This is a genomic window from Leptospira abararensis, assembly GCF_016918735.1.
GTDB lineage: Bacteria > Spirochaetota > Leptospiria > Leptospirales > Leptospiraceae > Leptospira_A > Leptospira_A abararensis.
In genome coordinates, this window is sequence record NZ_JAFFPR010000007.1 from 137,679 (window position 1) to 150,757 (window position 13,079).

A 13,079-nucleotide genomic window follows, 5' to 3' on the forward strand; every position below is an offset into this window, starting at 1 on the left:
CTCTTTAAACTTCTAACGTTTGGATCGTTCTGAGATACACTGATCTCTTATTTTTTTCACTTTTTAAGAGTGAAAGTTCTGACAAAAGATTGTTCTTTTCTTCAATCGTTAAGTCAGGTTTGGCCATCTCTTTGACAAGTTCTTCCATCCTTGCGTCATCCAACAAATCCGCATGGTAAAGAAACATCCCTTTAAACAGTCCTGGGCTCGTCGAATCATCGGCCGTAAAATGTTCGGCAATCATTCCCAGGTATTCCGAAGGAATCTCTTCCCTCGAAAGAATTTCTGCAGCTGTTAGGTTCTCATTCTGCAAATACTTAGTATATAAATAGTCCCAAAGAAAGGCCGATACCTCATCCCGAAACTCGAGGCCAAGTAAATCATCAGCGAAACTAAAAAGTTCCAAATTCTGAATGAGCATGGCGATCATCTTTCGTTCACAAACCAAAATGGGGGAAGGTTTTCCCAGTTTGGCCAGCGTTCTTTCTTTCTTAGTATCGACCACGGAGGGGGTCGAAGTTACCCCTGGTTTGCCACGAAAGTCCTGAAAAAGTGAAGAAAAAGAAAGGCCGAGTTGGCGTGCTCCCTCTTCTAAATAGACCTGTTTGTCTGTTTCTTTTTCCATTGGCCTAAGGAATTCGAAGAGTTTTTTGACACTGGCTTGTTTTTCTTCGGCAAGGGATGTAGGCCCTGCTCCCCCGAGAACTTCCCGGATCATAAACTGGGAGGCAGGAGCCGCCGCTTCGAGTAAATCACGGATTTCTTGTTTGTTATGATGGAGGGAATAATCAAAAGGATCTTTTCCTTCTGGGATATGACAGACCTTTACGCTCACTCCCTCTTTCGAAAGGAGATTCACTGCCCGAAAGGCACCTTTGGTTCCGGCTTTATCGGAATCCATCATCAAATACACTTTGTCCGCCAGATTCTTCAATATACGAACATGTCCTTCCGTAAATCCAGTTCCGAGAGGAGCGACAACAAATTCGATTCCTTTACGAAACAGTCCAATGGCATCAAACACACCTTCGACGATCACTGCTTCTCTCGTTTTACGAATGCTATCTTGGCTCAAATTTAAATTATAAAAAGTACGGCTTTTGTCATAAATAAGAGAGTTGGGACTATTGATGTATTTGGCTTCTTCCGATTCACCGAGGATCCGCCCAGAAAAGGCTATCACTCTTCCTTTCGTATCAATCACAGGAAACATAATGCGACTGCGAAAAAAATCATAAGGATCTCTATTTTGGTCTTGGCGTTTGAGAAGACCCAACTGTTCCCCTAACTTCACTTCCGTGTCCGTTTTAAACAAATCTTGGCGTAAATTACCAAATCCTGGAAGACCAAATCCAATTTTAAAAACTTTTAAATCTTCTGAGTACATCCCGCGAGATTCTAAATATTTCAGTGCCACTTCGCCGGCTTGGGTATTTAAATTCTTTTGAAAGTATTCCAGTGCTTTTTGCGAGATTTGGTAAAGAGACTCTTTTTTACGATCGGACTCTTCTTCTTCTTTGGTCCTCTCGACAAGTGGAATGCCAGAATAATCAGAAAGGATTTCTAAGGATTTGAGAAAGTCTACCTTTTGGTAGTCCATCACAAAACGAAACAAATCACCGGAGGCTTTGCAGCCAAAACAATGGTAGAACCCACCTTCTGAGTTTACATTGAATGAAGGAGTTTTTTCATTATGGAATGGGCAGATGCCCACAAGATTTCTTCCCATACGGCGTAAGGGAACAAATCGGTTGATGTATGAGTCAATGGAGACTTCTCTGCGAACTCTTTCTTTAAAACTTTGGTAAGGATTCACAGTATTTTGGTATTAACGGGCGCTAAGTGCTTGTTTTGCGAGGGAGGATACCTTGGAGCCGTCTATATTTTGTCCTTTAAATTTTGCCATAACTTTACCCATCACCTTTCCCATATCCTGGGCTCCGCTAGCATTCAATTCCCCAATGGCCTCTGCGACTGCCTTGGAGATTTCTTCATCGGAGACTTCTTCCGGAATATAACGAGAGATGACTTCGGCTTCCTGAATTTCTTTGCTCGAAAGATCGGGACGATTGGCTTTGTCATATTCGACAGCCGTGTCCTTTCTGCGTTTGAAATTGGATTTGAGGATCTGCATCACAGCAGTATCCGTCAGTTCGGAAGCACCGGTTTTGGTTAATTCATATTGAATTTCCGCTTTCAAAAGACGCAAAGTTCCCAGGACGGTTTCATCCTTGGCCTTTAACGCCGTCTTTAGATCGGTATTGATCGTCTCTTGAAGGGTCATTCTAAAACCGACTTAAAGATTAAAGTTTATCTTTTTTAGCGAATAGTCTTTTCTTTTTGTCTCGTTTGCGTTTCGCAGCTTCAACAGCTTTCTTTTTCACAACGCTTGGTTTTTCAAAGTATTCTCTACGTTTGATTTCGCTCATAATACCAGCGTTTGCACAATCTCTTTTGAATCTTCGAAGCGCCGCCTCGATTGATTCCCCTTCTTTTAAATAAATCCCTACTTGTGGGGTCATAGACAAACAACTGTCCTTTTGTAAAAATGGTCTAGTTTTGACGGTATCGGAAACTGCCCTGATTTGTCAATTCAGCCGAAAACCAAATCAGAAATTTTCGATAAAAATGGAAGAAAATCGAGAATCATCAGCCAAAATCTCCCGATCGATGGGAAAAATCTTCAGCTTGTAGTCCAAAATCAAATGTTTAGACGGAAAGTAAAGAGATCCAAACCTTTGGTTGGCGCCATCAAGAGTTTCTCCTGGGCAGAATAGAAAGTAGGAACGGGGATTCAATTGGAAATTGAACTCGTTTTCCTTAGTTTCTTTGTGTAGGGTGGCTGTGACTTCCCTGAGAATTTCTTGGCTTTTGACCACACCGAGGGGTTTGAAAAAGGGGGAAAGGTCTTGGAGATGGAAAAAAGCAATCACTCCCGAATGGACATCCCCAGAAAAGGATTTCTCCATTTTCTTTCGGATCGGATCTGTGATGGTTTGGAAATCCAGAAGGTTCTTTTCTCGTAAGGAAATCCCTGTAGCACAAAAGGTCAACACTTGGTTAGAAAGGTCTTCCCAGTTTCGCTTGGAAAGTTCCGGCTCCACTTCTTGGACCACGAGAACAAAAACGGGAACCTCTCCCTCCGGAAGGCGCATGATATTGATTTTAAATTCTTTTCCCTTTTCCGAAAAAGTTCCTAAGGCTTTGGGATCCATATAGCCTAAGTTCCGAACCAGATCCGAAATTTGAGCCGAAACAAGACCGCGCAGCCATTCTTCTTTTTCGGTTTGGCCAAACTCATAGACAATCTCACCCGCAAGATACACCCAACCCAAATGAGCCCCCACACTGGCAAAACTGATCCCCAAACGTCTGGAATGGTAGTCTGTCATCTGCATGGAAGGGGAAGGACTTACGTGAGTTGGTTCTATCATCGGAATCTAGTTTTAGTATCGGTTGGGACTTCGCCAATCAAAAGGAGAAAGGATTGCTCCTGACGTTATGCCCCCAAAATGGTGTAAAAACTACTCGGGGAACCTGTGAACGCAACACCGAAACAAAAAAAACTCATCTCTCTATCGCAATTCATTCTAGAAGAGCAACTCAAAATCCCTCATGCCTCCGGAGAATTTTCCGCCCTACTCAGCCACCTCGTCTATGCTGCCAAAATTGTGGGACGTGAGGTCCGAAAAGCGGGACTTTTGGATGATATCCTGGGTGCCACAGAAGACACCAATGTCCAGGGCGAAACCCAAATGAAACTGGACCAATACGCGGACAACGCCTTCAACCAGTCCCTAAAGATTTGTGGCCATCTTTGTGTCCTTGCCAGTGAAGAACACGAAAACATCATCCCTATCCCTGGGGGATACAATATTGGCAAGTATACCATGGCGATCGATCCACTGGACGGATCTTCCAATATCGATACCAATGTTTCTATCGGAACCATCTTTTCCATCCACCAACGTTTAGAACCTAACTCCAAAGAACCGGGGACGGAAAAAGACCTCCTCCAACAAGGCCATTTGCAACGTTGTGCTGGGTATATCATCTATGGTTCTTCTACTATGCTCGTTCTTTCCACAGGAAAGGGAGTCTCTGGTTTTACCTTAGATCCCAGTGTGGGCGAGTTTCTACTCTCCCACCCAAATATGAAAATGCCAGAATCAGGGGACATCTACTCTGCCAATGAAGGGAATGCTTCTTATTGGTCTCCCGAAGTCCAAACCTACCTCCAAAAAATCAAATCCATCGAGGGCGGAAAAAAACCAAAAACGGCCCGTTATATTGGCTCGCTTGTTGCGGATTTCCATAGGAACCTACTCAAAGGAGGGATTTTCCTCTATCCTAACGATACGAAATCATCTAAATACCCAAATGGCAAACTTCGGTTGTTGTATGAAGCGGCCCCCATGGCATTTATTGCAGAACAAGCCGGCGGAATGGCGGTAACAGTGAAAGGAGAACGAATTCTAGACCTAAATCCAAAAGACCTCCACGAAAGAACAACGCTCATTATTGGAAGTAAAAAGGAAGTAGAAGAATTCCTTACCTTCATTCCGAAGATATAATTTTCCAAACAAATACAGAAATTTCTTTCAAAGGAAATCATTATTGGGTAGTTTTGGCAGAATTAAAAGATTTTAGGAGAAAACTTTCAATGAATAAAAAACTACTCGTTTTAATTCTTGGTGTCACTATGGCTTCTGGACTTGCTTTCTGCAAAAAAGAAGAACCAGTTGTTGAAGAAAAAATGGAAACTGTTGAAGATGCAGCTAAAAAAGTAACTACAGAAGTAGAGAAAAAAGTGGATGCAGCTGTAAAAACTGCTGAAGCAGAAGCTAAAAAAGCAGCAACAGGCGCGATCAAAGACGCAACTAAAGACATTAAAAAACCAGCTGGTTTCTAATCATCTTTTTCTGTAAAAGAAAACCAACCGAGTTTCGGTTGGTTTTTATTTTTAAACTAAAAAAACCCTATTTTCCAATCCCTACTCTTTTTAACTACCACCGACAAGTTTAAAAACGAATCCAACTTAAGAGTCAGTGTATTTGATTTTTGCATGGAGTTCTTCTTCTAAGGCACATTTAGGATAAGTTCCTACATCTAGGGAAGTTCCGATATGCCCAAAAGGATCTTGCGGGGAAATGATTCGTAAATCCCAGCCATTCACAATCCAAGGACATTGGTAATTTTTATCCTTACATAGGATCTGTGCTGCCTTTGGTTTTGGGTAGGCCCAAGCAGAAGTAGGAAACTTACATTTATTTTCAATCTCGGCAATCGTTCGAATTCGTTTGATGGCTTGATCGAATTCTTTGAAACGATCAATCATTGGATCAGCTAAATCTTTTCGGAAAAGTCCCTTCTCTGCGTTGTATGTAAACATCACTAGGAGTTTTTCAGAGATATGTTCTTTATCTGTGGTGGTCTTTAAATTTTCCATGATATAACGAGCAATCTTTAAGGCATCCAAGGTGACCGCTGCGGTATCATCTGCATACTCACCTGCGTCTTCTTCGTCATCGCTAGCATCATCTTCCATTCCACTTCCCGCGAGTAGATCTTGGTTCAGTTGGTGTTTGCGTAAGTCTTCTACATTGACCGTGGCCGGAACAACTCCAGGAATTTCAAAACCACTGGAACCATGGTTATTGATAGCGCTAATGACTTCTTCTGGAAGATTAAGTTTTCTTGCAATTTCCAAAGAAAGATTCACAGCAGAGGATAGAGAAGATCCAAAAAAACTTTGTTTGTATAAACCATCCTTGGATACTGAGATATCAGCACAAAGACCTGCAAGGAAACTGAAGCGGTTTACCATCTTAAAGCCGTATTGTTTTTGAATCACAGATCCTAAACTTAAAAGTCCAAAGTCAGCTAAGTGGTTAAAGAATTCCTTATGGCTGAGTAAAATTCTAAAAAAAGACAGGGCGAGTGATTTTGAATAAAAAGAATTCTGGATGATTCCTTTCAGGCTTGCCATCCTTTCCGCGTTTTGTTCATATAAGTGAAAAATAAATTCATTGGATCTATCTTCGATTCGGCTAAGAATGGCTTTCGAAAGAACCATTCGAAGCATTCTCATCAAATCCTTTGACATTGCCAACTTAAAGGAAGGAATGTAATTCCCTTCCATCCCTTCCAGTTTCTTTAAAATGTTTTCTTTTATGGCAACTTTTTCTTTGATTAAGATACTACCGTTTTTATCTACAACAGGTTCACTGAGAGATACAGAACCTAACAAATCATAATCAACAGCAAAATTTTTAAATTCATTGAATTCTAAGAATTCGATTCCAGCATTCGTAATTTTCATAAAGGTCCTAAGGAAACTGTCTGTTACGATCCTTCTGAGAGCAAGATTTTTGCTTTCCTTATGCGTCTAAATGGTGTAGTTTTTTACTGGTTTTGGAGGTTCTAGTTGGTTTCTTCTGTCCCAAAAGACTCACAATCTGTGAGCGAGTTGAAAGAGTTCTACAGACAAATGGTACTTATACGAAAGTTTGAGGAAGCCGCTGCCAAAGCCTATAGTGTAGGAAAGATTGGTGGGTTTTTACATTTGTACATCGGTCAAGAAGCTGTTGGGGTTGGTTCGATAGCCGCCCTGACCCCCAAAGACTATATTGTCTCTACTTATAGAGACCACGGTCATGCATTGGCGAGGGGTTTGAATCCAAAACCTCTGATGGCAGAGTTATTTGGTAAAGCTACGGGAATCTCAAAAGGTAACGGTGGTTCCATGCACTTCTTTGATCGTAACGCTCACTTTATGGGAGGACACGGAATTGTGGGAGGACATATCTCTCTTGCTGCCGGCATTGCCTTTGCTTCCAAATACAAAAAAGAAGATTCCGTTACGATCTGTTTTTTTGGAGAAGGAGCAGCGAACATCGGTTCCTTTCATGAAGGTTTAAACCTAGCTGCCATTTGGAAACTCCCAGTAGTTTTTATTTGCGAAAACAACCATTATGCGATGGGAACACCGGAATACCGAGCTTTGGCAGTCAAAGATGTTTCTGTCAGAGCTTATGCTTATGATATGGCTCGTGATCATATCGAAGGGGATGAAGTGAGAAAGGTAAAAGACCATGTGCAAGTCGCCGTGGAACGAGCTCGTCGCGGCGAAGGCCCCACTCTCATTGAAGTTTCTACTTATCGTTTCCGGGGCCATTCCATGTCTGACCCGGCCAAATACAGAACCAAAGAAGAATTGGACGCCTATAAAAAGAAAGACCCCCTCATGCGTGCTCGCCACGAACTAGAGTTAGGAGGGATAAAGACAGAAGAATTAGATAAAATGGATTTAGAAATCCAAACCCAAATCGATGAGGCCTATGAGTATGCAGAAACCTCTCCCGAACCTCCTCTCTCTCAACTACACAAGTATGTGTATGCGGAGGACAAATAAATGGCCATACTTACTTATAGAGAAGCATTGAACCGTGCTATGGTTGAGGAAATGGAAAAAGATCCCCTGATTTATTTAATGGGAGAAGAAGTCGGTCATTACCAAGGTGCTTATAAAGTTTCCCAAGGAATGCTAACTAAATTCGGAGAGGAACGTGTCATCGACACCCCTATTTCTGAAAATGGATTTGCGGGAATTGGAGTGGGTTCTGCCATGGTGGGCCTTCGTCCCATCATTGAATTTATGACTTGGAATTTTTCTCTTGTTGCCATTGACCAAATCATCAACTCCGCAGCGAAAATCAATTATATGAGTGGGGGCCAATTTCCTATGCCGATTGTCTTTCGAGGCGCCGGTGGTGTCGGGGGAAGGCTCGGTGCCCAACACTCACAAGCCTTTGAATCTTGGTATGCGCATTGTCCGGGCCTCAAAGTGGTTTGTCCTGCCACACCAAAAGATGCCTATGGCCTACTCAAATCCTCCATCCGAGACAATAACCCAACGATTTTTATCGAATCGGAGGTGTTATACGGTTCTAAAGGAGAAGTCCCCGAACAAGAATACACCATTCCTTTGGGACTTGGGGAGATCAAACGGAAAGGCACAGACATTACGCTTGTGACTTGGTCAAGAGCCCTCGTTTTTGCAGAGGAAGCTGCGGCCCTATTAGAAAAAGAAGGAATCTCAGTGGAAATTGTAGATCTTCGCAGTTTACGTCCGTTAGATGAAAATCTTATTTTTGAATCGGTCAAAAAAACAAACCGTGCGGTGGTTGTGGAGGAAGGTTGGCCTGTGGCAGGATTTGGGGCACAAATTGCTTACCTCATCCAAAAAAATGCCTTCGCTTATTTGGACCACCCCGTCGAACGAGTGACACAAATCGATGTACCTATGTCTTACGCTGCCAACTTAGAACGAATGAGTTTGCCCAATGCAACAAGAGTTGCCGATACCATCCGCGAGATGTTACAGTAGGAGAACCGTAATGGCAAAGATCCAAGAAATGACCCAACTTTCCCCCACGATGGAGGAAGGAACCATTGTCAAATGGTTGAAACAAGAAGGAGATTCCGTCTCTCCCGGTGACATCATAGCGGAAGTAGAAACAGACAAAGCGGTGATGGAAATGGAAGCCTTTGAAACCGGAGTGATTTTAAAAATCCTACATACTGAAGGCGCCAAACTCAAAGTCGGTGAAGCACTTGCTGTGATCGGAAAACCAGGCGAAGACATTAACTCACTGTTAGCTGGAATTCCGCAAAGAACTACTGCAGCACCAACAACCCCAAAAGCGGCGAAACCTAAGGAAGATACAAAGCCTTCGCCGAAAAACCAAACACCAGAATCAAATGCAGATTCGGTGGCAGTTTCTCCAGTAAAAGAAACAAACACAGTTACTTCCCAACCAAAACTTCAAACGCCAAATCCAAAAGAAAACGGCGCGAGTGCCACTGTTTCCGCGAACCGTGGGACTTTACGAGTTCTCGCTTCCCCTTTGGCAAAGTCCATTGCCATTGAACATGGAATCGACCTACATACAGTGATTGGAACCGGTCCCGAAGGTCGAATCACAAAAAATGATGTACTCGATACATTGAACAAAGGAACCAGTTCCAGTCATTCTTCAGTTAAACCCAACCGGACGGATGAAGTGGTGACTCTGAATGGAATGCGCAAAACCATTGCCAAACGCCTCACGGAATCCAAACAAAACCTCCCCCATTTTTATTTGAATGTGGATGTAAATGCCAAAGCCATGGAATCCTTCCGAGCCGATCTTTTGGAATTCCAAAAACAGTTAGATCCTGAATTGCAAGTGAAGGTGAGCCTAAACGATATCATAGTCAAAGCCACTGCGGCGGCTCTGAGACTCCATCCCAAAGTAAACGCCAGTTTCCAAGGAGATTCCATTTTACAATTTGGGCGCGTGGATGTAGGGATTGCCGTCTCGCTCGATGGAGGGCTTTTAACACCTGTCATACGAAATGCGGATGGGAAATCCATTCTTCAGATCTCCAAAGAAGTAAAGGAACTCGCCAAAAAAGCAAGGGAAAGGAAACTGAAACCGGAAGAATTTTCGAACGGAACCTTTACCATATCCAATTTGGGAATGTATGGGATCAGTCGGTTTACTGCCATCATCAACGAACCGGAGAGCGCCATCCTTGCGGTGGGTTCTGTGGAAGAAAAACCGGTGGTGGAAAATGGAGCCGTGGTCGCGGGTAGAGTTTTGTCTCTGACCCTTTCTTGCGACCACCGAGTGATCGATGGTGCCGTCGGGGCCGAATTCCTAAAAACCCTAAAGACTCTTCTGGAACGTCCGAGTCTGATTGCGGGTATTGTTTGAACTTATGAGATTTTGGATTTAAGCGGCGAAAAAATCGGCACTTTGGATGTCAGCGACGGGAATGCGGACCACACCATTGGCTAAGTTCCCGATCACTACATCGTCAGTCATTTGGCGATTTTTATCGAGTTCAATGCTTTGTCCGTCTTTTAGGTGGAGAACGATATCGATTCCCCGGTAGTGGATGTATCTTTCGAGAGTGCTTTTGAATTTGTGTGCTTTGTCCATCTGGTTTTGTTTTCCTTATCTTTCTAACTTACAAAGGGTATCGTACGTTTTTATGAGACCTTTAGAAAATTTTGTCTCATTAGATAAGTTTTTTTTGACAGTATCAGGAAACCGGGAGAATTATGTCACATGAAGCCTGAGAACCCCACATCCGCCACTCCTGGCGTACGGAAAGCCGCCCTACTCCTTTTATCCCTGGGCAAAGAGAGGGCCGCCGATGTTCTCAAACACTTAGATGATGCCATGCTAGAAGCTGTGATTTTGGAAATGTCCAAAATTAGGTCAATATCCAAGGAAGAAAGAGAAGTGATTCTAAAAGAATTTCACAATACCATTGAAGATTTGAATGAAACCACATCCGGTGGACTGTCTACTGCCAAATCCCTTTTGGAACATACGGTAGGGGCTGAAAAAGCCAATGTGATTCTAAAGAAGATCCATAAAGAAGAAACAAAGAATGATTTTGAATTTTTAAACCAAGTGGAGCCGGGTGTTTTGCAAGGGATGCTTGGGACGGAATCCCCACAAATCATTGCCGTGACCTTGTCACATCTAGATCCCAAAAAAGCCGCCGATGTTTTGAAACTCTTTCCGAAACCAGAACAGGCCAAGATTGCTGTGCGGCTCGCCACCACATCCAAAACCCATCCGGACGTGATCCAAAACATCGCTCGGATTTTGAAGAAACGGTACGAAGAAAGGGACAAACAGGAATACTCCGAAGCCGGTGGCGCTCATGTCCTTGCAAACATTTTGAACTTTATGGAAAAAGGGGCCGAGGAAACCATCCTCTCCGAATTGGAAGAAACCTCCCCCGATGTGGCAGACCTTGTCCGTGAAAAACTTTATACTTTTGAAGACATCCTTTCTCTTGATAACAAGGAAATGCGAATCCTGATCAACAGGCTTGCAGATGATAGTTCGATCTCCCTTGCCATTCGTGGAGCTGGGGATGAAATACGAAAAAAATTCCTTAACAATATGAGCCAAAACCGTGCTGAAGATATATTAGACATTCTTGATATGAAACCACGGGTCACCTTACGAGAAATAAACGAGGCACGAAGTAAGATTGTGCAAGTAGCACGTGTCTTAGAAGATGAAAATCAGATTTTATTTAAGAAAGAAAAAGAAGAGTATATTGAGTGAAGGGAAAAAACCGATGGCGGAGTTGACGGGGCTCGAACCCGCGACATCCTGCGTGACAGGCAGGCACTCTGACCAACTGAGCTACAACTCCATCGGAATAAAAACCAAGGTATAGAATCGACTTCGAGAGTCAACACGGTTTTCATTTGTTTTCTTGCCTTTCGTTAGAATTTTTAGAATCTGGCATTGGTTCTATGCAAATCGAAGAAAAAAAAGCCAAAGACCTTTTCCAGGATCGAATCTTTACTCTATCCAATTTTCTATCTATATTTCGAGTATTGTTACTCCCTTTTTTCTTCCAAAGTACTTTTGACTATGCCCACGACCCGGCAAACCTTCGAGCTTTTTTTGCGTCCATTTTCTACGCATCGGCCGCAGTCTTCAGCGATTATTTGGATGGACTCTTTGCTCGTCTCCTACACCAAGAAACAACCCTCGGTCGCTACCTAGATCCGGTTTGCGACAAACTGGTAACTCTCGGAGGACTCTTTGTTGTCACCATTCATTTTGATTTCCCCAGTTGGATCCTCATTGTCTATTTTATCCGCGAAGTTCTAGGAGTTTGGCTTGGTGGGTATTTGTATTTAAAACGAGGATTACAAGGACGACCGAATTGGTGGGGAAAATTTGGAGTGGGAATTGTTGCGGTTTCCGTAGTTTGGTATATGTCATTGCCATATTTTTTACAGTTTGGCGCACCTTATGAATTTTTAATGTATCCTGTGATCTCCGCTTATGTTTTGCTTTTTGTTCTCACCGCTGGCGTGATTGCCTATGTGGTTCGGTATTGGAATATTGTTTTCCATCCAGAATCGATAGAACTAGATCCTGAAAATAAAAAACAAGCTAGGAAATACCAAAAGATATAATTGTGATTTGATTTCTAATTTTGAATCAGATTACCTAGACTTTTTTGGTCCAAGAAAAAAAACAAAAGTAGAAATCATATATACTTAAACTTGGGAAAATATACTTTTTACTCTAACTTTCCTTAAATTTTATTATTTCAAAGTTAAGGCGGAATAGTTTTTGGGTTTCATACACACCTTTAACAATATCCATAGACATCTCTGTCACCAACAACTGCCACACTGTGTTTGTATTTGTTTAGAATTTTTCTATCCTTTGCTTTGGCTTTGCCATCTGTAATTTCTAGATTTCTTTTCGGGACAAGTTAGGATCTTTTTTTCATTCGGGCTCTCTGTTTCGAAATTTTTTCAAAATCGCGAAGCCTTAATCTTAATATTTCCAATGATTCTTTAATTACCGCCTTACCGTGGTCAGTATCGATTTCTTTTGCGAATCGAAGAATCATTCCTGTTGTATGACTGAAATAGAGAGCAAAAGGCCGGACCTCCGATTCTTTTAGCACAGGAAGGCAACGTAGTGTTGTTTTAATGATTAAATCAGCATTTCGATAGGTGTCATGATTGTCTTCTACGACCAATTCGGGAATGGCGCGAGCTCCTGACCAAAGATTTGCCAAAGCCGGATCCTTCTGAAAAAAATCGATGAAATGTTTGAAGGCTTTTTCCGCTGCCACTTCCAATTCTTTAATTGTCCGAACAGGATCCAGAATTCGTTTGGTTTCCTGATAAAGTGAATCATAATATTGATTCATGATGGATAACAATAAGGCGCTTTTTCCGGGAAAATATTGGTATAAGGAACCAATTTGAATTCCTGCCGTCTGCGCAATCTCTCGCATACTAACAGAATCAATTCCCTTTTCTCCAATTAACTCCCGAGCTGTTTTTAGAATGAGTTCCACCCGATCACGACTTCTGGTTTGAACAGGTATTTTTGACTCAAGACTCATAAGAAAAGGAGATTTCCCAGGGCAATATTTGCACTTCTTTTTTTGATCTAACCCCAATTTTGTATTTGACTCATTCTAAAAAAAGAGCATTGATCATATTTTTATGAGCATTGATCATGTTA

At 42.3% G+C, this 13,079-nt stretch carries 14 protein-coding genes and 1 tRNA gene; 7 read left to right on the forward strand and 8 right to left on the reverse strand.

The window, feature by feature from the left end; genetic code table 11:
* Positions 1-4: 4 nt before the first annotated feature.
* The 4 genes from dnaG to JWG40_RS01915 form a co-directional block, all read right to left on the reverse strand.
* On the reverse strand, positions 5-1,816 hold the full coding sequence (gene dnaG, locus JWG40_RS01900) for a DNA primase (protein ID WP_205284183.1): 1,812 nt from the start codon (positions 1,814-1,816) through the stop codon (positions 5-7).
* A 12-nt stretch (positions 1,817-1,828) separates the two neighbouring features.
* On the reverse strand, positions 1,829-2,284 hold the full coding sequence (locus JWG40_RS01905) for a GatB/YqeY domain-containing protein (RefSeq protein ID WP_002987263.1): 456 nt from the start codon (positions 2,282-2,284) through the stop codon (positions 1,829-1,831).
* Between the two features lie 19 nt (positions 2,285-2,303).
* On the reverse strand, positions 2,304-2,522 hold the full coding sequence (gene rpsU / locus JWG40_RS01910; protein WP_002973784.1) for a 30S ribosomal protein S21: 219 nt from the start codon (positions 2,520-2,522) through the stop codon (positions 2,304-2,306).
* Between the two features lie 87 nt (positions 2,523-2,609).
* Positions 2,610-3,434 (reverse strand): hypothetical protein, encoded by an 825-nt coding sequence (locus tag JWG40_RS01915; protein ID WP_232369104.1) that lies wholly within the window; start codon positions 3,432-3,434, stop codon positions 2,610-2,612.
* Positions 3,435-3,539: 105 nt separating this feature from the next.
* Here JWG40_RS01915 and fbp point away from each other — a divergent pair, with 105 nt between their 5' ends.
* Together fbp and JWG40_RS01925 are read left to right on the forward strand one after the other, a co-directional pair.
* Positions 3,540-4,574, forward strand: a complete 1,035-nt coding sequence (fbp, locus tag JWG40_RS01920; RefSeq protein WP_205284184.1) for a class 1 fructose-bisphosphatase — start codon at positions 3,540-3,542, stop codon at positions 4,572-4,574.
* A gap of 53 nt (positions 4,575-4,627) precedes the next feature.
* Positions 4,628-4,912 (forward strand): hypothetical protein, encoded by a 285-nt coding sequence (locus JWG40_RS01925; RefSeq protein WP_232369105.1) that lies wholly within the window; start codon positions 4,628-4,630, stop codon positions 4,910-4,912.
* Positions 4,913-5,038: 126 nt separating this feature from the next.
* Here JWG40_RS01925 and JWG40_RS01930 read toward each other — a convergent pair whose 3' ends face one another.
* On the reverse strand, positions 5,039-6,322 hold the full coding sequence (locus JWG40_RS01930; RefSeq protein WP_205284185.1) for a hypothetical protein: 1,284 nt from the start codon (positions 6,320-6,322) through the stop codon (positions 5,039-5,041).
* A gap of 105 nt (positions 6,323-6,427) precedes the next feature.
* On the opposite strand from JWG40_RS01930, the gene pdhA reads away from it, so the two are divergent.
* The 3 genes from pdhA to JWG40_RS01945 are packed head-to-tail and all read left to right on the forward strand — an operon-like array spanning position 6,428 to position 9,761.
* Complete coding sequence (gene pdhA / locus JWG40_RS01935) at positions 6,428-7,414, forward strand: pyruvate dehydrogenase (acetyl-transferring) E1 component subunit alpha (protein ID WP_205284186.1); 987 nt, start codon at positions 6,428-6,430, stop codon at positions 7,412-7,414.
* On the forward strand, positions 7,415-8,389 hold the full coding sequence (locus JWG40_RS01940; RefSeq protein WP_205284187.1) for a pyruvate dehydrogenase complex E1 component subunit beta: 975 nt from the start codon (positions 7,415-7,417) through the stop codon (positions 8,387-8,389).
* Positions 8,390-8,399: 10 nt separating this feature from the next.
* The gene (locus JWG40_RS01945; RefSeq protein WP_205284188.1) at positions 8,400-9,761 is read left to right on the forward strand and encodes a pyruvate dehydrogenase complex dihydrolipoamide acetyltransferase; all 1,362 of its coding nucleotides are present in this window, start codon (positions 8,400-8,402) and stop codon (positions 9,759-9,761) included.
* An 18-nt stretch (positions 9,762-9,779) separates the two neighbouring features.
* Here JWG40_RS01945 and JWG40_RS01950 read toward each other — a convergent pair whose 3' ends face one another.
* The gene (locus tag JWG40_RS01950; protein ID WP_205284189.1) at positions 9,780-9,989 is read right to left on the reverse strand and encodes a hypothetical protein; all 210 of its coding nucleotides are present in this window, start codon (positions 9,987-9,989) and stop codon (positions 9,780-9,782) included.
* A gap of 129 nt (positions 9,990-10,118) precedes the next feature.
* Here JWG40_RS01950 and fliG point away from each other — a divergent pair, with 129 nt between their 5' ends.
* Positions 10,119-11,138, forward strand: coding sequence for a flagellar motor switch protein FliG (gene fliG / locus JWG40_RS01955; protein ID WP_205284190.1), 1,020 nt, complete (start codon positions 10,119-10,121; stop codon positions 11,136-11,138).
* 14 nt (positions 11,139-11,152) lie between these two features.
* Here the strand turns inward: fliG and JWG40_RS01960 are convergent.
* Positions 11,153-11,229, reverse strand: a tRNA-Asp gene (locus JWG40_RS01960).
* A gap of 103 nt (positions 11,230-11,332) precedes the next feature.
* On the opposite strand from JWG40_RS01960, the gene JWG40_RS01965 reads away from it, so the two are divergent.
* Positions 11,333-12,007, forward strand: coding sequence for a CDP-alcohol phosphatidyltransferase family protein (locus tag JWG40_RS01965; RefSeq protein WP_205284191.1), 675 nt, complete (start codon positions 11,333-11,335; stop codon positions 12,005-12,007).
* Between the two features lie 305 nt (positions 12,008-12,312).
* Here JWG40_RS01965 and JWG40_RS01970 read toward each other — a convergent pair whose 3' ends face one another.
* Complete coding sequence (locus JWG40_RS01970; protein ID WP_205284192.1) at positions 12,313-12,957, reverse strand: TetR/AcrR family transcriptional regulator; 645 nt, start codon at positions 12,955-12,957, stop codon at positions 12,313-12,315.
* Positions 12,958-13,079: the final 122 nt, after the last annotated feature.